This window comes from Burkholderia lata (genome assembly GCF_000012945.1).
GTDB lineage: Bacteria > Pseudomonadota > Gammaproteobacteria > Burkholderiales > Burkholderiaceae > Burkholderia > Burkholderia lata.
Map to the genome: position 1 here is coordinate 1359332 of NC_007511.1, position 23238 is coordinate 1382569.

Annotated in this window: 18 protein-coding genes; 11 read left to right on the forward strand and 7 right to left on the reverse strand. The window is 67.5% G+C overall.

All coding sequences use genetic code 11. The features are described from left to right. Positions 1–5: 5 nt before the first annotated feature. The 6 genes from BCEP18194_RS28805 to BCEP18194_RS28830 all read left to right on the forward strand — a co-directional run bounded on the left by BCEP18194_RS28805 (position 6) and on the right by BCEP18194_RS28830 (position 10276). On the forward strand, positions 6–2135 hold the full coding sequence (locus tag BCEP18194_RS28805; protein ID WP_041493257.1) for a hydantoinase/oxoprolinase family protein: 2130 nt from the start codon (positions 6–8) through the stop codon (positions 2133–2135). Positions 2136–2149: 14 nt separating this feature from the next. Next, positions 2150–4396, forward strand: a complete 2247-nt coding sequence (locus tag BCEP18194_RS28810; protein ID WP_011354812.1) for a hydantoinase B/oxoprolinase family protein — start codon at positions 2150–2152, stop codon at positions 4394–4396. A 122-nt stretch (positions 4397–4518) separates the two neighbouring features. Further along, positions 4519–5373 (forward strand): hypothetical protein, encoded by an 855-nt coding sequence (locus BCEP18194_RS28815; protein ID WP_011354813.1) that lies wholly within the window; start codon positions 4519–4521, stop codon positions 5371–5373. Beyond that, complete coding sequence (locus BCEP18194_RS28820; protein WP_011354814.1) at positions 5367–7364, forward strand: acetoacetate--CoA ligase; 1998 nt, start codon at positions 5367–5369, stop codon at positions 7362–7364. The genes BCEP18194_RS28815 and BCEP18194_RS28820 overlap by 7 nt, the downstream gene beginning before the upstream one ends. Next, positions 7361–7558, forward strand: coding sequence for a hypothetical protein (locus BCEP18194_RS28825; RefSeq protein ID WP_041493258.1), 198 nt, complete (start codon positions 7361–7363; stop codon positions 7556–7558). The genes BCEP18194_RS28820 and BCEP18194_RS28825 overlap by 4 nt, the downstream gene beginning before the upstream one ends. Positions 7559–7606: 48 nt before the next feature. Further along, positions 7607–10276, forward strand: coding sequence for a LuxR C-terminal-related transcriptional regulator (locus tag BCEP18194_RS28830; RefSeq protein ID WP_011354815.1), 2670 nt, complete (start codon positions 7607–7609; stop codon positions 10274–10276). Positions 10277–10442: 166 nt separating this feature from the next. Here the strand turns inward: BCEP18194_RS28830 and BCEP18194_RS28835 are convergent, their stop codons facing one another. Then, a complete protein-coding gene (locus BCEP18194_RS28835) occupies positions 10443–11468 on the reverse strand; it encodes an alpha/beta hydrolase (protein WP_157687293.1) in 1026 nt (341 codons plus the stop codon). 111 nt (positions 11469–11579) lie between these two features. On the opposite strand from BCEP18194_RS28835, the gene BCEP18194_RS28840 reads away from it, so the two are divergent. The 3 genes from BCEP18194_RS28840 to BCEP18194_RS28850 all read left to right on the forward strand — a co-directional run bounded on the left by BCEP18194_RS28840 (position 11580) and on the right by BCEP18194_RS28850 (position 14844). Continuing rightward, positions 11580–12473, forward strand: a complete 894-nt coding sequence (locus tag BCEP18194_RS28840) for a LysR family transcriptional regulator (protein WP_011354817.1) — start codon at positions 11580–11582, stop codon at positions 12471–12473. A 470-nt stretch (positions 12474–12943) separates the two neighbouring features. Beyond that, on the forward strand, positions 12944–13867 hold the full coding sequence (locus tag BCEP18194_RS28845; protein WP_041493536.1) for an alpha/beta hydrolase: 924 nt from the start codon (positions 12944–12946) through the stop codon (positions 13865–13867). Positions 13868–13932: 65 nt separating this feature from the next. Then, entirely contained in the window at positions 13933–14844 is a 912-nt protein-coding gene (locus BCEP18194_RS28850) for an NAD(P)-dependent oxidoreductase (protein ID WP_011354819.1), read from the forward strand. A 36-nt stretch (positions 14845–14880) separates the two neighbouring features. Here the strand turns inward: BCEP18194_RS28850 and BCEP18194_RS28855 are convergent, their stop codons facing one another. The 5 genes from BCEP18194_RS28855 to BCEP18194_RS28875 all read right to left on the reverse strand — a co-directional run bounded on the left by BCEP18194_RS28855 (position 14881) and on the right by BCEP18194_RS28875 (position 19228). Next, positions 14881–15693 carry an IclR family transcriptional regulator gene (locus BCEP18194_RS28855; protein ID WP_011354820.1) on the reverse strand — a complete coding sequence of 271 codons (813 nt, stop codon included), beginning with the start codon at positions 15691–15693 and terminating at the stop codon, positions 14881–14883. A gap of 15 nt (positions 15694–15708) precedes the next feature. Continuing rightward, a complete protein-coding gene (locus BCEP18194_RS28860) occupies positions 15709–16578 on the reverse strand; it encodes an IclR family transcriptional regulator (RefSeq protein ID WP_011354821.1) in 870 nt (289 codons plus the stop codon). A 124-nt stretch (positions 16579–16702) separates the two neighbouring features. Next, positions 16703–17641: an alpha/beta hydrolase gene (locus BCEP18194_RS28865; RefSeq protein ID WP_011354822.1), complete on the reverse strand. Its 939-nt coding sequence runs from the start codon at positions 17639–17641 to the stop codon at positions 16703–16705. 165 nt (positions 17642–17806) lie between these two features. Further along, the gene (locus tag BCEP18194_RS28870; protein ID WP_011354823.1) at positions 17807–18598 is read right to left on the reverse strand and encodes an SDR family oxidoreductase; all 792 of its coding nucleotides are present in this window, start codon (positions 18596–18598) and stop codon (positions 17807–17809) included. A gap of 57 nt (positions 18599–18655) precedes the next feature. Further along, positions 18656–19228 carry a nuclear transport factor 2 family protein gene (locus BCEP18194_RS28875; RefSeq protein ID WP_011354824.1) on the reverse strand — a complete coding sequence of 191 codons (573 nt, stop codon included), beginning with the start codon at positions 19226–19228 and terminating at the stop codon, positions 18656–18658. 245 nt (positions 19229–19473) lie between these two features. On the opposite strand from BCEP18194_RS28875, the gene BCEP18194_RS28880 reads away from it, so the two are divergent. Both BCEP18194_RS28880 and BCEP18194_RS28885 read left to right on the forward strand, forming a co-directional pair. After that, positions 19474–21132 carry a flavin-containing monooxygenase gene (locus BCEP18194_RS28880; RefSeq protein ID WP_011354825.1) on the forward strand — a complete coding sequence of 553 codons (1659 nt, stop codon included), beginning with the start codon at positions 19474–19476 and terminating at the stop codon, positions 21130–21132. After that, positions 21129–21899 (forward strand): SDR family NAD(P)-dependent oxidoreductase, encoded by a 771-nt coding sequence (locus BCEP18194_RS28885; RefSeq protein ID WP_011354826.1) that lies wholly within the window; start codon positions 21129–21131, stop codon positions 21897–21899. The genes BCEP18194_RS28880 and BCEP18194_RS28885 overlap by 4 nt, the downstream gene beginning before the upstream one ends. A 115-nt stretch (positions 21900–22014) precedes the next feature. Here the strand turns inward: BCEP18194_RS28885 and BCEP18194_RS28890 are convergent, their stop codons facing one another. Next, positions 22015–23217 (reverse strand): alkane 1-monooxygenase, encoded by a 1203-nt coding sequence (locus tag BCEP18194_RS28890; protein ID WP_011354827.1) that lies wholly within the window; start codon positions 23215–23217, stop codon positions 22015–22017. Positions 23218–23238: the final 21 nt, after the last annotated feature.

Consider the following 23238-nt stretch of genomic DNA (forward strand, 5'->3'; position numbering starts at 1 on the left):
CGATCATGAAACGTGTTTCCGTCGACATTGGCGGCACCTTCACCGATTGCTTCGTGGCATGGGGCGATCATTGCGTCGAAGGCAAGTCGCTCACGACGCACCACAATCTGGCGGTCGGTTTCAACGATTCGCTGGCCGACGCATGCCGCCAGCTCGAACTGACGCCGACCCAGCTGCTGTCCGAAGTCGATTCGGTGCGCTACGCGACGACGCTCGGCACCAACGCGCTGATCGAGCGCAAGGGCCCGCGCGTCGGCCTGCTCGTCACGACGGGCTTCAAGCACACGGTGCCGCTGTCGCGGGCCCGCGGCTACGGGGAAGGGCTGTCCGAACACGAGCAGATGGACATTCCGAATGCGGCACGCCCGGAGCCACTCGTGGCGATTCCGCTGATCCGCGAGATCCGCGAGCGTGTCGACTACGTTGGCCAGGTGTTCTGGACACTCGACGAGGACGATGTGCGCTTGCGCATCCGCGAGCTCGTCGACGCCGGTGCGCAGGCACTCGTCGTGATGTTCACGAACAGCGTCGTGAACCCGGTGCACGAACTGCGCGTGCGCGAGATCTTCCTCGAGGAGTACCCGGCGCACATGCTCGGCGCGATCCCGATGCTGTTGTCGCACCAGGTGGTCGGCCGCAAGGGCGAGTATTCGCGCGCGACGTCGTCGATCATCGACGCGTTCCTGCATCAGATCATGTACCACGGGCTCGGCACGCTGGAGCTGAACCTGCGCCAGCAGGGCTATACGAAGCCGATGCTCGTCAATCACAACTCGGGCGGGATGGCGCAACTCAACTCGACCGATGCGCTGCAGACCGTCCACTCGGGGCCGGTGTCGGGCATCGCCGCGAGCGAGTACCTGGCGGCGGCCGCCGAACTGGGCAACGTCGTCGCGACCGACATGGGCGGCACGAGCTTCGACATCGGGATCGTCGTGCAGGGCGGGCAGAAGTTCTACGACTTCAACCCGGTGATCGATCGCTGGCTCGTCAGCGTGCCGATGGTGCACCTCGTCGCGCTGGGCGCGGGCGGCGGCTCGATCGCGCGCTACGAGCGGATGTACAAGACGGTCGAGATCGGCCCGCAGTCGGCCGGCTCCGATCCGGGGCCCGCGTGTTACGACCGCGGCGGCCAGCATCCGACCGTCACCGACGCGGACCTGCTGCTCGGCTATCTCGATCCGAAGAACTACGCGAACGGCCGCATTCCGCTGAATCCGCGTCGCGCGAAGCAGGCGATGCAGGACGACCTGTGCGACGTGCTCGATCTCGACGTGATCGAAACCGCCAAGCTGATCAAGAAGCAGGTCGACGCGTCGATGGCGAACGGCATCGCCACCGAATTGCGCACGCGCGGCTTCGAGCCGAAGGAATTCACGGTGCTCGCATACGGCGGCAACGGGCCGCTGCATGCGTGCGGGATCGCGTCCGCGCTCGGGGTCGCGAAAGTGCTGGCGCCGCCGTATTCGTCGACGTTCTCCGCGTGCGGGGCGGGGACGGTGAACCAGATGCATATCCACGAAATGAACACGTGGACGGTGCTGTTCAACCCGAACACGAAATCGTTCTTCCTGGATTTCGACACGTTCAACCGCGGCGTCGAGGAGCTCGAGCGGCGCGGGCGCGAGGATCTGGAGCGGCAGGGGATGGACCCGTCGCAGATCCGCTACCGGCTCGAACTCGACATGCGTTACGGCAACCAGCGCGTGCAGACGGCGGTCGTCACGCCGATCTCGCGCCTGAAGACGCAGCGCGACGTGCTGACGCTGATGGAGCTGTTCCACGAGAGTTACGGCTCGCGCTTCGGGGACGGCTCGCAAAGCCCGGAAACCGGCGTGCGGATCAACACGCTGCGTGTTTGCGCGTACGTCGAACAGCCGTCGGTGAAGTTCGCGAAGCTCGCGGTCAGCGACAGCCCGCTGCCGCCGCCGGAGCCGGTCGGCTACCGCGAATGCCACTTCGTCGGGCACGACGGCCCGCAACGCACCGCCATCTACGACGACCGCGCCCGTGCCGAGCGCACGCAGATCGAAGGGCCAGCCGTCATCACGACCCGCGCGACGACGTTCCTCGTCGAGCCGGGCTGGATCTATCAGGCGACGGCCCAGGGCGGCGCGTGGTTCCTGCGCAAGTAAGCAAGGAGATCGACATGCAAAACGACATCAATGCGGAAGACCGGGCGCTGCTCGACAAGTTCATCGCCGACAACACGCTGTTTCTCGGCCCCGATCCCGAGATCATGCGCAATCACAGCATCCTGCCGCGCTCGAAGCTGGAGAACGAAGTGCTGGAGCGCGGCGTCGACCCGCACCAGGTTCACCATGTGCGCGGGCTGATCAACTCGGCGCTGTCCGAAGCGTTCACGATGGTGAACCAGATGGGCGCGGCGCCGGGCGCGAAGTGGGGCGACCTCGTCACCGCGATCTACACCGCGCAGGGCGACCTGTCGATGATCGCGCCGCACGGGATCATCGCGTTCGCCGCGTGCTGCTTCTATCCGATCCGCTTCATCATCAAGAACTGGGTGAACGACCCGACGGTCGGCGTGAAGGACGGCGACGGCTTCATCCACAACGACGCGCGCTACGGCGGCATCCACAACACCGACCAGTCGATGATGATGCCGCTGTTCTACAAGGGCGAACTCGTGTGCTGGCTGTCGTCGACGATCCACGAGGGCGAGAACGGCTCGACCGAGCCGGGCGGGCTGCCGGCCAAGGCCGAGAGCAAGTACGACGAAGGCATCAAGATGCCGCCGTTCAAGATCGTCGAGAACTTCGAGCTGAAGCGCGACCTCGTCACGTTCCTGCAGAACTCGGTGCGCGACCCGCGCCTGCAGCTCGAGGACATGAAGGTGAAGCTGCACGCGGTGCTGCGCCTGCGCGAGCGGATCATCGCGCTGCTCGACCAGTATGGGCGTGACGCGCTGATCGGCACGTTGCGCACGCACCTGGAAGACGTCGAAACGGAGATGCGCCGCCGCATTCGCGAGTTGCCCGACGGCACGACGCGCGTGCTGCAGTTCATGGATTCGAGCCTGCGCGAAAACGCGCTGCAGAAGATCTCGTGTGCGATCACCGTGAAGGGCGACCGGATGGTGATGGATTTCCGCGGCTCGGCACCGCAGTTCATGAACCGTTCGGTCAATACCAACATCGCGTCGTTCAAGGCGGCGCTGTGCACGGGCCTGCTGCAGAACATCTGGCCCGACCTGCCGCATACGATGGCCGTGCTGTCGCCGATCGAGATCATCACCGATCGCAACTCGATCCTCGATGCGGAAGGCGAGATGCCGCAGGCGATGAGCCTGATGCCGCTGTTCAAGGGCTGCGTCGTGTGGACGATTCCGATGAACAAGCTGAGCTACAGCCTGCCGCATCGCTACTCGGCGGTGATCGCGTCGCAATACGACCAGGCGGCGACGTTCATCTACGGCGGCCTGACGCAGCACGGCGACGTGACCGGCAACTTCTGCGCGGACATCAACGGCAACGGGCAGGGCGCGCGCAGCCACGCGGACGGCGAGCATTCGATCTCGCCCGTGTTCGGTTTCATGTGCGACACCGGCGAGCACGAGATCGCGGAAGAGGACACGCCGATCATCCGCCTCGGTGCGCAGCGGCTCGCGAAGGACCGGATCGGCTGGGGCAAGTATCGCGGCGGGATGGGCTACGAGCAGATCGCGACCGCGCGCGGTTCCGGGCTGTGGGGCTTCATGACCGGCTGCGAGGGCTCGAAGTTTCCGTCGGCGCAGGGGCTGTTCGGCGGCTATTCGTGCCCGAGCTACCAGCTGATGAAGATCAAGGGCATCAACATCTTCAAGGTGCTCGAGGAGAACCCGAAGGCCGTCGACACGTTCGACATCGTCGAGCTGATGAACAAGCGGCCGATTCCGGGCGCGCAGTACAGCAGCCACGACATGGGCATGACGTTCGAGATCTGCAACGAGGGCGAGATCTACATGATCTGCCAGGGCTCGGGTGGCGGCTATGGCGACGTGCTCGAACGCGATCCGGCGCTCGTGATGAAGGACTTGCGCGAGGAGCTGATGTCGCACGAGAACGCGCGCGACATCTACAAGGTCGTCTACGACGAGGAGACGCTCGTCGTCGATGTCGAGGCGACGGCGGAAGCGCGGGCGGCCGAACGGCTCGCACGGATTGCGCGCGGCAAGCCGTTCGACGCGTTCTGCGACGCCTGGGTGACACCGGAGCCGCCGGCGACGCTGCCGTACTTCGGCAGCTGGAACGACCGCACCGAGATCTACGCGACGACGCTGGGCCAGCGCGTCAGGATGCCGGCGGACGCGATCCAGGGCGCCTTCATGCTCGATCCGAAGGATGTCCGCATCGCGGAGCTGGAGGCGCAGCTGGCCGACAAGGCGGCGCAGGCATAAGCCGGCGCCACGGCCGAGGCGCGGCGGGCGAGAGCCGCCGCGCCGAACGCTTTTTTCCTGCAGGACGGGCGGCGGTTGCGTGATTGACGGCCACCCGGCCTCATGCTGAACTGGAAGGCATCATGTCTCGACTCATCGATACCGCTCGGGTACGCCGGCCGCTCTGGCTGAATCACGCTGGCTACAGCGTGCCGTTGCTCGCGGGCGGCAGCGCGCCGTGGCTCGACAGTGCCGCGTGCGTCGCGTGGGCACGCCAGGCGCACGGCTTGCTCGGATCGGACGTGCTCACGTTGCCGCTGGCGGAGCTTGCCGCCGCATGGGTGGCGCGCGACACGGCATTGCGGGACGCAATGGCTGCGAACACGAAGCGCGCGCATCTGCCGCTGAAGGCCTGTCTCGCGAGCACGCCGCTGCGCGAGCAGGCGGCCGCGCTGGCGAGCGCGTTGCGCGCGGCGTTGCCCGAGGCGATCTTCGCACTCGTGCTGCCGTCTCCACGCGACTGGGCGGCTCGGGCGCTTGCTTCGGCTGGCGGTTCGCCGCACGGCGAGGTCGACGAGGATGCCGCCGATGCGGCGGCGTCGAGCATCGCGGATTTCCTGCGGGCGTTCGCGACGGCGGGCGTCGATGCGGTACTGCTGCACGAGTCGCGTACCTGGGAGGCCGACGAAACCGCGCTGTGGCTCGAACTGTATCAACCCGTCGCGAACGTCGCGACGCATTACGGCTGGGACTGGGGCATGCAATGGCCGGCGGCCGTGACGCTGGCCGACGGCCAGGGCCCGGATTTCACGATCGCGCCGACGCGATGCGGGCCCGGCACGGCCGGTATCGTCGTGCCGGACGCGTTCTGGCAAGACGGTGCGCTGCCGGCACCGGAACCCAAGTCGTTCGACGTGGCCGAGATTCCCGCTGCGGCACATCCGGAGACCGTTCTCGAACGGCTCGCGCTCTTACATGAAAGGCGATTGACATGGTGAACGAAGGCGAACTGCTGTGGACGCCCGGCGAGACGTCCGTGCGCGGCTCCCATCTTGCCCGCTATCTCGACTGGCTCGCGACCGATCGCGATCTGGCATTCGCGGACTACGACGCGCTATGGCGCTGGTCGGTGCGCGAGCCCGATGCGTTCTGGGCGTCGATCTGGCAATGGTACGGCGTGCAGTACGACGGCTCGGCGCGACGCGTGACGGACGGCGCGCCGATGCCGCATACGCGCTGGTTTCCGGATGCGCGCGTGAACTACGCGGAGCATGTGCTGCAGAACGCTGCGCATGCGGGTGCGGCGCCGGCCTTTCATTACGCTTCCGAAACGCGACCGCTGCAGACGATGTCGCTTGCCGAGCTTGCGAGCCAGGTGCGGCGCGTCGCGACGCGCCTGCGCGACCTCGGTGTGGTGCCGGGCGATCGTGTTGTCGCGTATCTGCCGAACGTGCCCGAGTGCGCGGTCGCGATGCTCGCGACGACCGCCATCGGCGCGATATGGTCGTCGGCTGCGATCGACTTCGGCGTGCGCACGGTCGTCGACCGCTTCCAGCAGATCGCGCCGAAGGTGCTGATCGCCGCTGACGGCTACCACTTCGGCGGCAAGGTATTCGATCGCCGGCGCGAGGTCGCCGAAATCGCGCGGGCGCTGCCGTCGCTGCAGACGCTCGTCTGGCTGCCGAACGTGGCGGATGCGATGCCGGCCGATGCGACGTCGCTGCCGTGCGCGGTGCACGCATGGGATGCGTTGCTCGCCGGCCCCGACGTGCCGGCCGATACGTTCCGCTTCGAGCGGGTCGGCGCCGATCATCCGCTGTGGATCGTGTTCTCGTCGGGCACCACGGGCTTGCCGAAGGCGATCGTGCATGGTCATGCGGGCATCCTGGCCGAGCACCTGAAGTTGATGCATCTGCATGTGGACCTGCACCCGGGCGACGTGATGTTCTTCTACAGCACGACCGGCTGGATGATGTGGAATCTGCTGGTCGCCTCGCTGCTGACCGGCGCATCCGCCGTGCTCTACGACGGCAGCCCGATGCACGGCGGCCCCGAGTGTCTGTGGCGGCTCGCGGCCGACGCCGGCGCGACCTGCTTCGGCGGCAGTCCGACCTTCGTGCAGATGATGGAAAAGTCGGGTATCGAGCCCGGGCGGCAGTTCGACCTGTCGGCGCTCAGGAGCGTGCTGCTCTCCGGTGCGCCGAGCACGCCCGAGACGTTCGCATGGTTCTACCGCAACGTGAAGCAGGACTTGTGGGTCACGTCGCAATCGGGCGGCACCGAGCTGTGCAGCGGGCTGGTGGGCGCGGTGCCATCGCTGCCGGTCCACGCGGGAGAGATCCAGGCGCGCATGCTCGGCATGGCGGTCGACGTGTGGAACGACGACGGGCAGCCGGTCGTCGACGAAGTGGGCGAGCTCGTCGTCACGCAGCCGGCCCCGTCGATGCCGATCTTCTTCTGGAACGACGACGGCGGCGCGCGCTATCGCGAGTCGTACTTCGAAACCTTCCCCGGCGTATGGCGGCACGGCGACTTCATGCGAATCACGCGCGACGGCGGCTGCTACATCTACGGGCGCGCCGATTCGACGCTGAATCGATACGGTGTGCGAATCGGCTCGGCGGAGATCTATCGCGTCGTCGAGGAGATCGACGAGGTGGCCGACAGCCTGGTCGTGTGCTGCGAGTTGCCGGGCGGCGGTTTCTTCATGCCGCTGTTCGTGCGGCTGCGCAATGGCGAAACGCTCGATGACACGCTGCGTGCGCGCATCGCCGAGCGGCTGCGCACGCTATGCAGCCCACGCCACGTGCCGGACACGATGGTCGCGATGGAGCAGATACCGTACACGCTGACGGGCAAGAAAATGGAGGTGCCGGTGCGCAAGATCCTGATGGGGCGTCCGGTCGAGCAGGCGGCGAGCCGCGACGCGATGGCCAATCCGGCCGCGCTCGATGCCTACGTCGCGTTTGCCGCCGAGGTGCCGAGATGAACGCGACTGCCTCGCGTCCCGAAGCGGCCGCGGCGGCCGGCGACGACGACCCCGCAGCGCACGAACCGGCGGCGTGCCTGCGGCCTTACTGCTGCAATCCGTTCGCGGCGTTCTCCGCGTTTTCCCGGGTGGGCGGGTGGACGCCGCCGCTGCCGGATGCCGGTGCGGTACCCGAAGGCGATGCCACGGCTTGAAGCTGCCGCGTGAATGCGGCAGGATGAGCGACCCGACCCCTCACCCGGATGATCGTGACCGTTTCCCGAAATGCGATCCAGCGCAGCGTGCGTCATGACGGCGTGGACCTGCGCGAGCACAAGTTTTCACCACCCGCCGCACGACGCGGCGCGATCGTGCGACACGCGTTGCTCGAACGCGTGACGCGGCTCGGCGTGCCGCACGTCGTGATCCTGCACGCGCCGCTCGGCAGCGGCAAATCCACGCTGCTTCGGCAGATCATGGAGATCGGCACCGCGAAGCGCTGGACGATCGGGTGGCTGACGCTCGACGAGAACGACAACGATCCGCGCCGCTTCGAAACGTACTTCATCGCGCTGGTCACGCAGATGGTGGCGGACGCGGGCGGCCCCGCGCCCGAGCAGTCGCCGGCGACAACCGACAACATGATCGACTGGGTGCTCGATCGATTCGGGCAGATTCCCGGCCCGATCGGCTTGTGCATCGACGATCTCCAGTGGATTCGCGATCCCGCGATCCTGCGGTTCCTGCGCGACCTGTTGCGCGCGCTGCCGGGCCGCTGCCGAATCTATATCGGGTCGCGCAATTTGCCGGACATCGGCGTGAGCACGCTGCTGGTCGCCGAGGAGGCGCTGGTGCTGCGGATGGAGGACCTGCGTTTCTCGCCGGCGGAGTCGGTCGAGTTCATGACTGCGTCGGACGACGAGGCGCTCGACGCGGAGATCGCGTCGTTCGTGCAGGCGCGCACCGAAGGCTGGCCGGCCGGGTTGCAGCTGTTCAAGCTTGCGCTTGCGCGCGGCAATCCGTGGCACACGGTCGACGAGATGCGCGATTGCGGGCCGCTTGAGCTGGTGCGTTACCTGTCGGAAAACACGCTGTCGCTGCAGCCGCCGGACGCGCAGGTGTTCCTGCTGAAAACATCGTTGCTGCGGCGCCTGAACGGATCGCTGTGCGCGGAGGTGACCGGCGCGCATCACGCAGACGCGGTGCTGCAGCGACTGGAGCAGGACGGCCTGTTTCTCGAGGCGCTCGACGGCAATCCTGGCTGGTACAGGTATCACAGCCTGTTTGCGCGTTTCCTGTCCGAGCGTCTCGGCCAGGACGATCCCGATGGCGTGCTCGACGTGCACCGGCGCGCGGCGCACTGGTACGTGCGGCATGGCGTGCCCGAGGAAGCGATGTATCACGCGGTCGAGGCGCGCGAGTACGCGCTTGCGGTGCGCACGCTCGACGAATGGGCGTCGCGACTGATCGCGGGCGCGGAGCTCGCCACGGTGGCGTACTGGTTCGACCGGCTGCCGTTGAACGAGGTGCTCGGCAACCGGAGTCTCGCGATCAAGGTCGCGTGGGCGCTCGTGTTCCTGCGTCGCGGGAGCCCGACGCATCCGCTTCTCTCGTATCTCGACGAGACGCGCGCTCGCGAACAGGATGGCGCCACGCACAATCCGGACGTCGTGCTGGCGATGGCGACGATGTTCAACAACGACCTGCGCGGCGCCGCGCGTCTCGCGAACATCCCGGTGCTGCATCAGCCGGCGCGCGACATCTTCGAGGCGTTCGAACTGGGCGCGGCTGCGAACCTGCTGACGTTCAGCGCGATGGCGACGTGGCACGAGGAAGACATCCACCACATGCTCGTGCTGGCGAACAGCCACAACGATCATGCGCAGGCCGCGTTCAGCCAGGGCTACACGCTCGCGCTGCGCTGCATCCTGCAGGTCACCAGCGGGCAGCCGAGGCTCGCGACCGAAGCGCCGCGCGCGACGTCGGGCACCCGGCCGTGGCCCTACGTGAATCGCGGCATGGCGGCGGTGGCGCTTGCGGCATCGCGGATCTGGGCGTGCTATGAAGCCGATGCGCTCGACATCGGGGAGCGGCTCGCGACCCAGTTCGAGGACGAGATCGCGCTGGCGGCGGTGCCGGAATTCATCGCGCTGTCGATGGTCTCGATCGCGCGCATCCACGCGGCCCGCGGGCGGATGATCCAGGCACGCGACACGCTCGACACGCTCGAGCGCCTGAGCTTTCAGAGCCAGTGGTCGGGAGTGCGCGAGATGATCGCGTGGGAGCGGCTTTACTTTGCCGGGCGCAGCGGCGATGCGGCGCGGGTCGATGCGCTGCTGCAGCACGTGACGGACGACGCGTCGCCGTCGGACCCCGTGTGGATTCCGATCACCGAGATGCTGAGCGGGCGGCTGCTGGGACGGATCCGGCTCGCGTTGTTCCGGCAGCAACTCGACCGGGCCGGCGAGTTGCTGAAAGCCGCGCTGGCGATCACGCCGGCCCGGCCGCTGCTGTCGGTCAAGTTGCACGTGCTGCAGGCACTGGTGCAGCATCGGCAGGGGCATACGCGGCTCGCGCTGCGAACGCTGCAGGGCGTACGCGAAACGGCGAGCGCCGGCGGCTGCCGACGCGCGCTGCTCGACGAAGGCGCGGAACTGGTCGCGTTGCTCGACCAGGCGCCCGACGCGGAGATGCCGCATACGGCGCAGGCATCGGAACAACGTTCCCCTACGGCGGCGTGGTACGGCGCCTTGTCGCAGCGCGAACAGGAAATCCTGCGGCTGCTGTGCAGCGGCGCATCGAATCGCGAGATTTCGGAGAAGCTGTTCCTTTCCGAAAACACCGTGAAGTTTCATCTGAAGAACGTGTACCTGAAGCTGGACGTCAAGAATCGCGCGCAGGCGATTCTCAAGGCGCAACTCGACTTGCGGTGACGCAATGCGAAGAGGCCGGCCACGCGGGTTGCGTGGCCGGCCTCTTCGGTACGTCAGCTCGGGCTATCGCGGCACGGGAGCGTGCGGCGGAAAATGCCGGCCACCGTGTCACGTCCGGGCAGGGCCGACCACCGGCATGTTGCGCCGGCCGGCAGCCCGCCTCGCGTTACGCCCCCAGATGCTTCTTGAAGAACGGCACCAGTTGCTCCAGCGCCTGGCCGGTCGGCGCGGGCTGGTCGTACAGGTCATAGTGGGTGGCGCCGGGCACGATCTGCAGCGTCTTCTCGCTCGAACGCGCGCGGTTGTACAGGTCGAAGCCGTCGCGGTACGAACCGAACGCGCCCGGCTCGCCGCCACCGATGACGATATGCAGCGGCTGCGTCAGCAGGTGCTCGGCCAGATGGAACGCATCCCAGCCGACTGCCGGCGCGAGGCTCGAGAAACGCAGCTTGTTGGGCGAACCCGGCTGCTGGCCGCGCGGCGTCGTGTAGTACTCGACCGCCTCGACGATGTCCACGTTGGTCAGGCCGGCCTGCTCGAGCGCCGCCTTGGAGGTCGGGATGTAGGTGGTCAGCAGCGGTTCGGCGCCGCGTGCTTCCGCCGTACGCTGGCTGGCGATCGCGTCCAGTGCCTTCAGCGCCGAATCCGGCGTCAGGTCGCCTTCACGCATGATGCGGCCGTAGTTGGCTGCGACCACCGTGCCCACCGCCTTGAAACGGCGCTCGGTCATCGCTGCATTGACCGCATAACCGCCGCCGCCGCACACGCCCAGCACGCCGATGCGCTTCTCGTCCACGAAGGGGAGCGTGACCAGGTAGTCCACCGCGCAGCGGAAGTCTTCCACGCGCAGCGTCGGATCTTCGCTGAAGCGTGGCTCGCCGCCGCTCGCGCCCTGGGTCGATGCGTCGAAGGCCAGCGTGATGAAACCCTGCTCGGCGAGCTGTTCGCCATAGATGCGGCCCGAGGTCTGCTCCTTGCAGCTGCTGATCGGGTGCGCGCAGACGATGGCCGGGTAGGTCTTCGTTTCGTCGAAGTCCTTCGGGAAGCGAAGGTCGGCGGCCACGTCCCACGTGCGGTTCTTGAAGGTCACGGATTTCATGGTGAGGTCCTGTCGTGTGCGCGTGGCCGGTCGGGCCCTGCGCGATGAGTGGATCGGGACACGTTTCCCGGGGAGCGAGCCGAACGCCGGCATGCTGCCTGGGAGGACGTACCGTTGGTGCTCGCGGTGAGTAACACTTTAGACCTTGACAGGCTCGGTGATAATCCAGAAAAATTTTGATGCAGTTATTAGTGGAGCTTCTGAATGAACGGCAACAACCTCAAGGACCTGACGGCATTCCTGCTGGTCGCCGAAGAAGGCAGCTTCACGCGCGCGGCCGCGCGCCTGGGCATCTCGCAGTCGGCGCTCAGCCAGGTCATCCGCGCGCTCGAGACGCGGCTGGGCCTGCAGCTGTTCGCGCGCACCACGCGCAGCGTTTCGCTGACCGCCGCGGGCAGCCGGTTGCTGGAGCTGATCGGCCCGGCGATGGGCGAGATCGACTCGGGCCTCGACGAAATTACCCACCTGCGCGACAAGCCCGCCGGGACGATCCGCCTCAATGCCGACGAATATGCGGTGCAGCATGTCCTGCAGCCGGCCGTGACGCGGCTTTTGCCCGCGTACCCCGACATCCGCGTCGAACTCAATATCGATTACGGGCTGACCGACATCGTCAGCGGCCGCTACGACGCGGGCGTGCGGCGCGGCGGGCTCGTGGCCAAGGACATGATCGCCGTGCAGATCAGCCCGCCGCATCCGATGTCGGTCGTCGGGGCGCCGGCGTATTTCGCCAGCCGGCCGGCGCCGAAACTCCCACGCGACCTGACCGACCACCTCTGCATCAACCTTCGCCTGCCGACGCACGGCGAGTATTTCCCGTGGGTGTTCGCGAAAGCGGGCAAGGAGCAGCGCGTGAAGGTCGACGGCCAACTGGTCGGCAACAGCATCGGGTCGGCGCGCGATGCCGCGCTGAGCGGGCTCGGCCTGGCCCACCTGCCGCATGCGTACGTCGCCGAGCAACTGGCGTCGGGGCAACTGGTCGAAGCGCTGTCGGGCTGGCGCAAGACCTACGAGCCGTACTACCTCTACTACCCGAGCCGCCGTCATGCGTCCCCCGCGTTTTCGCTGGTGGTCGACGCGCTGCGCTACCGCGGATAGCGTCCATCGCCGTGCCGGCGGCGCGGGCGGGCCGTGCGCCGGTCATCGAGTGGCCGGCGCGGCTCGATCGCGATGCGGCACGGTTTGTCGGCGCGATGTCAGGGTGCGTGCCGATACTGTAGCGGCGCGTCCGGAGCCGGCGCATCGTCTCTTGCTGGAACGTTCCGCGTGCCGGAAGCGAACCGGTCGCGATAGCCGATTCCGTTGTACGGAAACCGCCGCGCTCCGGAATTGACCGCTCGACGGCATGGCCGCACGCTGCACGTGAACTGATGACGCGCCGCCGATCGTGCCGATTCCCATCGGCATGCCGGGCGGACGCACGCAGCGAAACCATCGCCCATACGGAGACAAGTGATGCCCCGTTCCCCTCGCGCACGGCCGAATCGTCGTGTCGACCTCCATGTGCATGCCGACGATCGCGCCGGATTGCATCGAGACGCTTCCCGATCCGCCGACGAGTAATGCCGATGCCGCTCGATCCGCAAATTGCCGCGATCCTGAAGACCCTCGAAGCCGCACCGCCGATGGAGAGCCTGTCCGTCGACGCGCTCAGGAACAGCCTCGCGTACCCGCCGCTGGAGCGGCGCACCGTCGTCGGCGAGGTCGTCGATTTCGACATGCCGCTCGAAGGGCGCGTGCTCGCGGCGCGCCTGTACCGGCCGAAGCTTGCGCAAAGCGACGGCGTCACCGTGTTCTTTCATGGCGGCGGCTTCGTGATCGGCAATCTCGACACGCACGATCACGTGTGTCGCGATCTCTGCGCGGAAAGTGGTGCCGCCGTGATTGCCGTCGATTATCGGCTGGCGCCGGAACACCCGTTTCCTGCCGCTGTCGACGATTGCTTCGATGCCGTGCGTTGGATCGCGGAACACGCCGACACGCTGTCGTTCGACCCGTCGCGCATCGTCGTGGCCGGCGACAGCGCGGGCGGCAACCTGGCCGCCGTGACCGCGCTGAAGATTCGCGACGAGGGTGGCCCGACGTTGCGCGCGCAGGTGCTCGTGTATCCGGTGACCGACTATCACACGCCGCCGACCCGTTCGTACATCGAGAACCAGTCCGGCTATTCGCTCACGCGCGCGGCGATGATCCGGTTCTGGAACGACTATGTCGCGAACGAACGGGAGGCGCTGCATCCGCATGCGTGCCCGCTGCGCGCGAAATCGCTGGCGGGCCTGCCGCGCGCGCTGGTGATCACGGCCGGATTCGACCCGCTGCGCGACGAAGGCGAAGCCTATGCCAATCGCCTGTTCGACGCCGGCGTGCCGGTCACGTTCCGGCGCCACGACGACATGATTCACGGCTTCTTCCGGATGGGGCCGGCCTGTGCGGCCGCTCAGGAAGGGTTGCTGCGCGCGGCGGCGTGGATCCGCGACGTGATGGCGCGCTGACGAACGATAAAGCGTCGTGGCGCGGTCGCGTCATGACTTGATGGACAAACGGATTCGGAGTGCGAATGGAAACAGAACAATCTATCGGCTTTCTGGGCCTCGGTCAGATGGGCGGCCCGATGGCCGAGCGCTTGCTCGGGCACGCGTTCCGCCTGCATGTGTACGATCCGTCGCCGGCGGCGCTCGCGCCGTTCATCGAAGGCGGCGCCGTCGTCCACGATTCGCCGCGCGCGGTCGCCGATGCGGCCGGCATCGTGTTCGCGTGCCTGCCGAACCGGGACGTGTCGCTGGCGGTCGGTCTGGGGCCGGACGGCGTCGTGCACGGATCGGCGATCCGCACCTACGTGGAGATGTCGACGATCGGTCAGGACCTGATCGAGCGGATCGGCGACGCGCTCGCGCAGAAGGGAATCGGCATCGTCGATGCGCCGATTTCCGGCGGTGCGCCGGCCGCACGTGCCGGTACGCTCGCGATGCTCGCGGCCGGCGCACCGGCGCTCGTCGAGCAGGTGTCGCCGCTGCTGTCGCTGATCGGCAAGGACGTGTTCGTGATGGGCGAGCGCGCCGGCATGGCGCAGGTCATGAAGATCGTGAACAACATCATCATGGCGACCAATCTCGTCGTGTGCTCGGAAGGGCTTGCGATGGGCGCGAAGGCCGGTCTCGATCCCGACATGATGATGCGGTTGCTCGACGCCGGAACGGCGCAGAGCTTCGCGTGTTCGAAGATGCTGAGCCGGGCCGTGGCGGGGCGATTCGACTACGGCGCGGCGGTCGCGATCATCGACAAGGACATGTCGCTCGGATTCGACGCGGCGCGCTTGCTGGACATCGCGGCGCCGACGATCGAGCGGGCGCGCGACGTCTGGCACGCGGCCTATGAAGCAGGGCGAGGCAAGGACGATTTCACGTCGATCCTGACGTTCGTCGCGGAGCAGGGCGGCACGCAGGTGCGCAGCGGGCGCATGCCCGGATGACGCGCGACGAACCGCACCGGTGCGCCGCGTGTGCGATCACGGTTCGTAGCGAACGTCGCGCAGCACGTGTTCGAGATCGCGCGCGGCCTGCTTGAGCGCCGGCACGATGCGTTGCCTGATGGTGTCGATGTCGGCATGGGCCTTGATCGCGCCGCAACTCAGCGACATCGGCGTGGCCGTATCGCCGACGCGGACCGGCAATGCGATGCCGTACGCATTGCGCTGGAATTCGCCGTACGACAGGCACACGCCGTTCTCGCGCAGATCCTCGAACGCGTGGTCGATGCCGGCGCGCATTGCATCGCGCTGCGCGCCGGCGGCTTCCAGCAGCCGCGCGACATATTCCTGCCTCTGAGGGTCGGGCAACCCCCACAGCCACGCGCGCCCGATCGCCGTGAGGCCCATCGGCAGCAACGAGCCGACGCCGAGCCGCAGCGTCGCGATGCCCGAACTTGTGCGATGCGCGATGTACAGCATGTCGAGGCCATCGGCCGTGGCGAGTGCGACGGACACGTCGAGCCGGTCGGCGAGTTGCTGCATCAGCGGCTGCGCGAGCCGCGTGACGGGATTGGTTTCGAGGTACGCATGCCCGATGCCGAAGACGCCGGTCGCCAGCTCGAAGCGGGTGCCGCCCGCGACGCGGCGGATATACCCGAGCTGAATCAGCGTCGACGTGAGGCGGGACACCGCGGACCGGGACATCCCGGTGCGCTGCGCCAGTTCGCCGTTGGTCAGCGGCGCGCGTTCGGCATGAAACGCGCGCAGCAGCTGAAGGCCGCGGTCGAGCGTGAGCGTGACCTGCGCGGGCTCGGGCGTCGCGGTTTCGGCATGATTCGACGGATTCGTCATCGTGCTCCCGCGCCCTCAACCCTGGCGCGGCACGCGATTGCGCAGCGTCTGCGCAATCGCGACGAGCCGCGGCCCGAGTTCCCGTTCGATCCGCGCCTGGGCGAGGCGCGCGGTGCGGCCGACACAGCCGAGCACCAGCGGCGGGCGATCGGGCAGCACCAGCGGTGCCGCGACGCACGCGAGTTCCTCTTCCCATTCGCCGTGCAGCATGCCGAAGCCGAGTTCGCGCACCTGCGCGATTTTCTCGTGCATCCGGCGCCCGATGGTCGGCCAGTTGTCGTCGGGCCGCCGCTCGAGTTCGCTCAGCAGATAGCTGCGCTCCGACTCCGGCAGCACGGCCAGCAGCGACCAGCCCATCAGCGAATACGCGATATGCATGCGCATGCCGGGCTGCAACTGCAGGTTGAGCACGACGCGGCTGCCGATCTGGACGTCGAGGATCAGGATGTCGGACCGGTCGCGCGTGCCGAGCAGCACACAGGTATCGGTCGCCTCGGCGAACTTGCGCATCTCGATGCCGGCGACCCGCTGCAGGTCGGGATCGGAAACGGCCGCGTAGCCGAGCGCCAGCGAAGCGGCGGCCAGCGAATACTTCCGGCTCGCCTTGTCGTGATGCAGGTAGCCGAGCGCGACGAGCGAGCGCAGCAGCCGCAGCACGGTCGGCGCCGGAATGCCGGTGGCGTGAGCGATTTCCAGGTTGCCGAGCCACGCATGTTCCGGGCCGAACACCGACAGGATCGACAGCCCGCGCGCGAGGGGCGTCACCATTGTGCTGCTCGGCGCGCGTTCGCCGCGCGGCGGCTTCGGCCACGCGGTGTCGACGCCGTGCGGGCCGTTGTCGGACCTCGCATCGACGTGCGTCGGCATGGATCTGCCGGGTTGCATGAGTGTCTCCGTCGGTTCGTTCGATCGCGGGCCGCGTGCGGGCCCGTGGCGCGTTGCTGGTCGAATCGTACTACCATCGCGCCGATCGTGACGCTGGGGCGAGCCCGGAGGCGGGCCCGGTGCGTCAGCGCGACGATCGCGCGACGAGGTCGCGGAGTCGCTCGCACACGAATTCCAGGCCGTCGCGGCTGCCGGGCAGCACGCCAATCATCATCAGAAAGCCGTGCATCTGCCCCAGTGCGCGACGGTGATGAACCGGCACGCCGGCCTGTTCGAGACGCTGCGCATACGCCTCTCCTTCGTCGCGCAACACGTCGTGCTCGGCGGTCACGACGATTGCTTCCGGCAGGCCGGACAGGTCGGCTTCCCGCAGCGGCGACGCGAGGCTCGAATGCCGGGCGGCATCGCTTGGCGCGTAGTGATTCCAGTACCCCATCATCGCGTCGCGCGTGGTCAGTAGCTGGTTCTCGGCGGCGACGTACGAAGGCCGGTCGAACACGCAATCGGTCACGGGATAGACGAGCAGCTGGCCGGCGAACGACATCGATCCTTCACGGCGGGTGAGCAGCGTCACCGCGATCGCGAGGTTGGCGCCCGCACTGTCTCCTCCGACGAATACCGGCAGTTCGGCGCCGAGCAGCGCGACCCGTTGCGAAGCGAGCCATTGCGCGGCCTGCCAGGCGTCGTGTACCGGCCCGGGGAATGGATGCTCCGGCGCCTTCCGGTATTCGACGAGCGCCACCGCGACGCCCGCGCCGGCGGCGATTTCCCGGCACAGCGGCGTGAACGCGTCGATTCCGCCGACGACCCAGCCGCCGCCGTGGAAGTAGACGAGCAACGCCTGAGGGCGCCCGTCAGGCACGAACAGTCGCGCGCGGAGCGTGCCGCCGTCGACCGGGATGTCGAGCGCAATGGTGGAGCGCACGTCGGCGCCGGGGGACAGGATCGTGCTGATGCGGGCAAACGCCGTGCGCGCCTCGTCCGGCGACATCAGGTGACGCGGCTTCGATGGTGTCGCGGCCAGCTTGTCCATGAACGCCCGGGTGGCGGCGTCGAGACTCATGATGGCGACCTCCGGGCGGCCAGGCGAAGCGGGACGCCGTGCGAGGCGGTCGAGCGGTCCATGGGGTGTCTCCGTGATGGGGGATGTCAGGTGGGCGGTTTCGCCGGTGTGCGTCGCGCCGCGTCGTGCCGCGCCGCGCCGACTGCGCGACGCGGGTGATCCGGCCTACTGCGGCGGCTGCAGTGCGCCGAGCACGGCATCCACGCCGCCGAACAGGTTCCAGCCGAACGTGGCGGTGGCGCCGGCATCGACGACGAGGTTGGTGCCGGTGATCGCGGAGGCCGCGTCGGACAACAGGAACGCGATCGGTCCGGCCAGTTCGCCGGGCGTGATGACGCGGCCGAGCGCGGTCTGGCGCGCCATCACGGCGGGATCGCGTTCGCCGCGTGCGTAGCTGGCCTCGATCACGGGCGTGCGGACGGGCCCCGGCGACACGGCATTCACGCGCACACCTTGCCGGCCGAGATAGACGGCGAGCGAGCCCGCGAGATTGATCATCGCGGCCTTCGACGGGCCGTAGGCGAGATGGGGCGTCGAAACCATCCCGGCGAGCGACGACAGCATCACGATGCTGCCGCGTCCGCGCGACGCCATGCGCAGCCCGACCGCACGGCAGACCGCGTAGGCGCCGCGTGCGTTGATGTCCATGATGTGGTCCCAGACCGGAATGTCGGCCTGTAGCGGGCCCTGCGCGGGCGGGATCACGCCGGCCGCGAACACGAGCGCGTCGATGTCGCCGCATTCGCGTTCGACGGTGTCGATGCATGGCTCGATGCTGTCGACCTCGCCGACGTCGAGCCCGTACGCGCGGCCGCCCGTTTCGGCCGCCACGCGTTTGGCGGCCGGTGCGTCGCGGTCGACCACGATCGGGTTCCACGTCGCCGAGAGTGCTGTACAGCAGGCCGCGCCGATGCCGCCGGCGCCGCCCACCACGAGTACGTTTCTGCGCAATTCCATGTCTGTCTCCTTTGATGTTGTATTTGCCGCGGCCCGGCTGCCGCGCGCTGCAGCGTGTCAGCCCAGGCCGGCTGCCGCGCGTACGGCGAACACCGGATCGTCCGGGCCGCGGCGGCCGAGCGTCCAGGCCGGGTTAAGCACGTTGTCGGCCGGATCGACGAGTTGCGACTGGATGGCGTCGAAGACGGTGCGCCGCCGTGCGATCCGCCATTCGCCGTCGCGCTTCTCGAAGCGGTCGACGTAGCGGCCGAAAACCTCGACCCGGCTGTTGTGCGTGCTGCCGGCGTGCTTCGCGTCGAGCATCGAGCGGTGTCCGCTGGCTTGCGGCGCGATTTCCAGCCGCGCGAAGAAATACGTCTCGACCGCGGCGACGCGGTCGGACGCGAGTTCCACGAGGCAGTTGCCGAGAAAGTGCGTGGAGGTCAGCAGGCCGGGCGCATCGTGCCGCTCGCGCACCCACGCGATGAACGCGTCGCGCGTGCCCTTGAAATCCGCGTGGTCATCTTCGCCGTCCTCGAAGAAGGCGGCGCGCACGAGTGCCCAGTCGCGACGGTCGACGCCGCGTGCGTAACGCAGCATCACGTCGCGGATCAGGTCCTTGTCGATCAGTCGTTGGATGGCGTCGGACACGGCATGAGTCTCCTTGTGTTTGATGGCATCAACGATGAAGAGCCGGTCCGTATCGCGTCAACGCGCACCGCGCGCGTTTGCCGTACTTTGAAATTTCACCGGGTTTGCCGCAGCGCACGGCCGGCGGCCGGCGCCGGCCGATTTCAATGTACGGTAAGGCCGCACCGGCGCCGTTGATGCAAGCCGGCCCGCGGTCTTTCAATGGGCTCCTGCGAAACGCAATCATTTCAAAGGAGACACCCAACATGAACCAACCTCTCGACGTGCTGGATGCCGTCGTCGTCGGTGCCGGCTTCGGCGGCCTGTATGCGATCAAGCGGCTCACCGACGCGGGTTTCCGGATCCAGGCATTCGAATCGGGCGACGGCGTCGGCGGCACCTGGTACTGGAATCGCTACCCGGGTGCGCGAGTGGATCTCGAATGCTGGGACTACTCGTACTCGTTTTCCCCGGAACTGCAGGACGAATGGGACTGGCCGGAGCGCTATCCGACGTCCTCGGAACTGATGCGCTACCTGAATCACGTCGCCGACCGCTTCGACCTGCGCCGGCACGTGCGCTTCAATACGCGGGTCGAATCCGCGGTGTTCGACGAGCAGCGGAATATCTGGCGTGTGACGACGTCGGACGGCAAGGTCACGCATGCACGCTTCTTCGTGCCCGCCACGGGTGTGCTGTCGGTGCCGAAGCCGCCTGAAATCCCGGGGATCGACACGTTCGTCGGCGAAAGCCATCACACGGGCCGCTGGCCGCATCACGAAGTCGACTTCAGCAACAAGCGCGTCGGCGTGATCGGCACGGGTTCGTCGGGCATCCAGGTGATCCAGGCGCTCGCCGGCAAGTGCAAGCACCTGACAGTGTTCCAGCGCACGGCCGTGTACGTGGTGCCGGCGAAGAATCATCCGCTCACACCGGAGATGCGGGCCCGCGTGCGGGCGACGTATCCGGAGCGTCGCGCGGTGAGCCGTCTCACGCGCTTTGGCATCGCGGTGCCGTTCCCGGTGGAATCGGCGCTCGACGCAACCCCGGAAGAGCGCCAGAAGAAATACGAGAACGCGTGGGAAAACAGCCAGCTGCTCGGTTTTCGCATGTGCTACGGCGACATCCTGTCGAACGAGGCCGCGAACGATACGGTGGCCGAGTTCATTCGCGGCAAGATCCGCGAGACGGTGAAGGACCCGGCGGTGGCGGAGAAACTGATGCCGCGCGGCTTCCCGTTCGGCACGAAACGCCCGTGCCTCGGCGACACGTACTACAGCGTGTACAACCGCGACGACGTGACGCTGGTCGACCTGAAGCAGACGCCGATCGATCGCGTGGTGCCCGAAGGGATCGTGACGAGCGAAGGGCTGCACGAACTCGACGTGCTGATCTATGCCACCGGCTACGACGCGCTGACGGGCGCACTCACGCACATCGACGTGCGCGGCGTGAACGGCCGCCCGCTGACCGAAAAATGGGCGAGCGGCGCGAAGACCTACCTCGGCCTGATGACGAGCGGCTTCCCGAACCTGTTCACCGTGACGGGGCCGGGCAGCCCGGGGCCGCTCGCGAACATGTCGATGAGCATCGAGCAGCACATCGACTGGATCGCGCGCTGCATGACCGACCTGCGCGACGCGGGCGTCGACCGGATCGACGCCGGCCAGCAGGCGGAAGAGGACTGGATGCAGCACGTGCAGGACGTCGTTGCGAAGACGCTCTACCTGAAGGCGAACTCCTGGTACGTCGGCGCGAACGTGCCGGGCAAGCCGCAGGTGTTCCTGCCGTATCTGGGCGGACACGGCAACTACCGCAAGAAGTGCGACGACGTCGCGGCAGCCGGCTATGCGGGCTTCGTGCTGACGGGAGCCGGCGATCGCGAAACCGAATCGCAGAACGAAACGATTGGAGATGCTGCATGAGCAACATCAACGGACGCGTGGCCGGCAAGGTCGCGTTCATCACGGGCGCAGGGGCGGGGATCGGCCGTGCGGCGGCCGAGCTGTTCGCCAGCGAGGGGGCGACGGTCGTCGTGGCCGAATTCGACCCGCAGAGCGGGCAGGCGACGGTCGACGCGATTCGCGCGGCGGGTGGCACCGCGACGTTCGTGCGAACCGACGTCACGAGCGAGGACAGCGTGCGCGACGCGATCGCGACGGCGCTCGAATTCGCCGGGCGGATCGACGTGCTGTACAACAACGCGGGCGGCTCGACGTCGGTCGACGCGCAGGTGACGGATTGTCCGGCCGACGAGTTCTGGCGGGCGATCAAGCTCGACCTGTTCGGCACGTGGATCACGTGCAAGTACGGGATCGCGGCAATGCTGAAGACCGGCGGCGGCTCGGTCATCAACAGCAGCTCGGTGTTCGCGCTGGTCGGCACGCGCGGCAAGGATGCGTACACGGCCGCGAAGGGCGGCATCTCGGCGATCACGCGCTCGATGGCCGTCGAGTACGCGCCGCATCGCATTCGCGTGAACGCGGTGGCGCCGGCCGTGACGGTCACGGCGCGCGTGGCCGGGCTGCTCAAGTCGCAGCCCGACGTGATCAACAAGACCGGCGAGCGCCAGTTGCTGGGCTTGATCGACCCGAAGGAGGTGGCGCTGACGGCGCTGTACCTGGCCACCGACGAATCGCGCACGACCACGGGGCAGATCTTCCCGATCGACGGCGGATTCTCGATCTCGTGATGAGGAAGAGCGCCCCGAGGGCGCTCGACCGCACCGCAGGAAGGGGCACGGAAATCGCCGCATTCGCGAGCCGGAACGCGGGCGATGCCCGTGGCGCCGGTGCGGGACCGGTGGCTCAGCGCCCGTGCCCGTCCGCGCCCGACACGCGGAGCGCCTGCAACCCCGTCGCGGCCTCGAACCCGGCAATGCCGCTGCGCGCGTTCGCGTCGGCTGCGAGACGCCTTTCCCGCTCGCTGGCATGCACGCGATCCCATGCGAGCACCTTGGGCGTCATCAACCGGTGCCAGAGCGGCGGAATCATCGCGACGACGATGGTCGTCAGATAGCCGCCGATCATCATCGGCGCATCGCGAAACGGTTCGAGTGCGTGATACGGCACTTCGCCCTGCGCATGATGATGCGAATGGCGCGTCAGGTTGAACATCGACCACGAGCTGATGCGCCGGTTCGTATTCCACGAATGACGCGGCTGGACCGGCGTCGCCGGATCGCGAACGATGCCGTAGTGCTCCATGTAGTTGACGATTTCAAGCAGCGCCTTGCCCCACAGCGCGCAGAGCGTGAAATACGCGGCCGTCCGCCAGCCGCCGGCGCTCCATGCGCAAGCGATCAGCAGCACGCTCATCAGGTGGCCGCGAATGACCGCGTTGAACGGCGTGAGCAGCCCGTGCCCGGCGCGCTTCAGGCGCTTGCCCTCGATTTTCCACGCGCTGACGTTGCCTTTGACCGTCGAAGCGAGCACGTGAAAATAGACGTTGCGGCCGCGCGGTGCAGTGGCGGGATCTTCCGTCGTGGACACGTAGCGGTGATGCCCGTACACGTGCTCGATCGAGAAAATCGTGTCGAAGCTGAACGCCAGCAGCCAGCGGCCGATGAACATCGACACCGGGTCCCACGTGCGATGCGTCAGCTCGTGCGCGGGAATGGTGCCGATCATGCCGATCATCAGCCCGGTCAACAGCATGCCGGACACGTGATGGCCCCAGCCGGCCGCCGCGCGCGCCGCCAGCGCATCGTATCCGGTCGCGCGTTCGATCAACATGCCGAAGCCGAGCGGGTCGGACGCGCTGACGGACCAGACCGACGCGAAGACGATCAACGCCAGCAGCGGCAGGGCCATCCACAGCTGGAACGTCAGGATGCCGGGATGGCGCAGGGTCGGTGTCGACGTATCGTCGCCGCAGATCGCGTCGCCGACGATGTAGAACGCGACGAGCGCGACGAAACAGGCGGTGATCCACGGGCCGCCCGCGACGAACGCGACGATCGACGCGATGCCGATGACGTGGAACAGAAAATATTTCAGGTAATGGAACATCTCGGTGTCTCCTCCTCCATG

What these genes read in the sequence shown, in the direction of transcription:
- BCEP18194_RS28820 (WP_011354814.1), top strand. Translation starts at nt 5,367, where the DNA reads ATGGTGAACGAAGGCGAACTGCTGTGGACGCCCGGCGAGACGTCCGTG.
- BCEP18194_RS28860 (WP_011354821.1), bottom strand. Translation starts at nt 16,578, where the DNA reads ATGCAACCCGGCAGATCCATGCCGACGCACGTCGATGCGAGGTCCGAC.
- BCEP18194_RS28830 (WP_011354815.1), top strand. Translation starts at nt 7,607, where the DNA reads ATGATCGTGACCGTTTCCCGAAATGCGATCCAGCGCAGCGTGCGTCAT.
- BCEP18194_RS28825 (WP_041493258.1), top strand. Translation starts at nt 7,361, where the DNA reads ATGAACGCGACTGCCTCGCGTCCCGAAGCGGCCGCGGCGGCCGGCGAC.
- BCEP18194_RS28810 (WP_011354812.1), top strand. Translation starts at nt 2,150, where the DNA reads ATGCAAAACGACATCAATGCGGAAGACCGGGCGCTGCTCGACAAGTTC.
- BCEP18194_RS28890 (WP_011354827.1), bottom strand. Translation starts at nt 23,217, where the DNA reads ATGTTCCATTACCTGAAATATTTTCTGTTCCACGTCATCGGCATCGCG.
- BCEP18194_RS28865 (WP_011354822.1), bottom strand. Translation starts at nt 17,641, where the DNA reads ATGAGTCTCGACGCCGCCACCCGGGCGTTCATGGACAAGCTGGCCGCG.
- BCEP18194_RS28840 (WP_011354817.1), top strand. Translation starts at nt 11,580, where the DNA reads ATGAACGGCAACAACCTCAAGGACCTGACGGCATTCCTGCTGGTCGCC.
- BCEP18194_RS28835 (WP_157687293.1), bottom strand. Translation starts at nt 11,468, where the DNA reads ATGCCGGCGTTCGGCTCGCTCCCCGGGAAACGTGTCCCGATCCACTCA.
- BCEP18194_RS28855 (WP_011354820.1), bottom strand. Translation starts at nt 15,693, where the DNA reads ATGACGAATCCGTCGAATCATGCCGAAACCGCGACGCCCGAGCCCGCG.
- BCEP18194_RS28885 (WP_011354826.1), top strand. Translation starts at nt 21,129, where the DNA reads ATGAGCAACATCAACGGACGCGTGGCCGGCAAGGTCGCGTTCATCACG.
- BCEP18194_RS28850 (WP_011354819.1), top strand. Translation starts at nt 13,933, where the DNA reads ATGGAAACAGAACAATCTATCGGCTTTCTGGGCCTCGGTCAGATGGGC.
- BCEP18194_RS28845 (WP_041493536.1), top strand. Translation starts at nt 12,944, where the DNA reads ATGCCGCTCGATCCGCAAATTGCCGCGATCCTGAAGACCCTCGAAGCC.
- BCEP18194_RS28815 (WP_011354813.1), top strand. Translation starts at nt 4,519, where the DNA reads ATGTCTCGACTCATCGATACCGCTCGGGTACGCCGGCCGCTCTGGCTG.
- BCEP18194_RS28805 (WP_041493257.1), top strand. Translation starts at nt 6, where the DNA reads ATGAAACGTGTTTCCGTCGACATTGGCGGCACCTTCACCGATTGCTTC.
- BCEP18194_RS28880 (WP_011354825.1), top strand. Translation starts at nt 19,474, where the DNA reads ATGAACCAACCTCTCGACGTGCTGGATGCCGTCGTCGTCGGTGCCGGC.
- BCEP18194_RS28870 (WP_011354823.1), bottom strand. Translation starts at nt 18,598, where the DNA reads ATGGAATTGCGCAGAAACGTACTCGTGGTGGGCGGCGCCGGCGGCATC.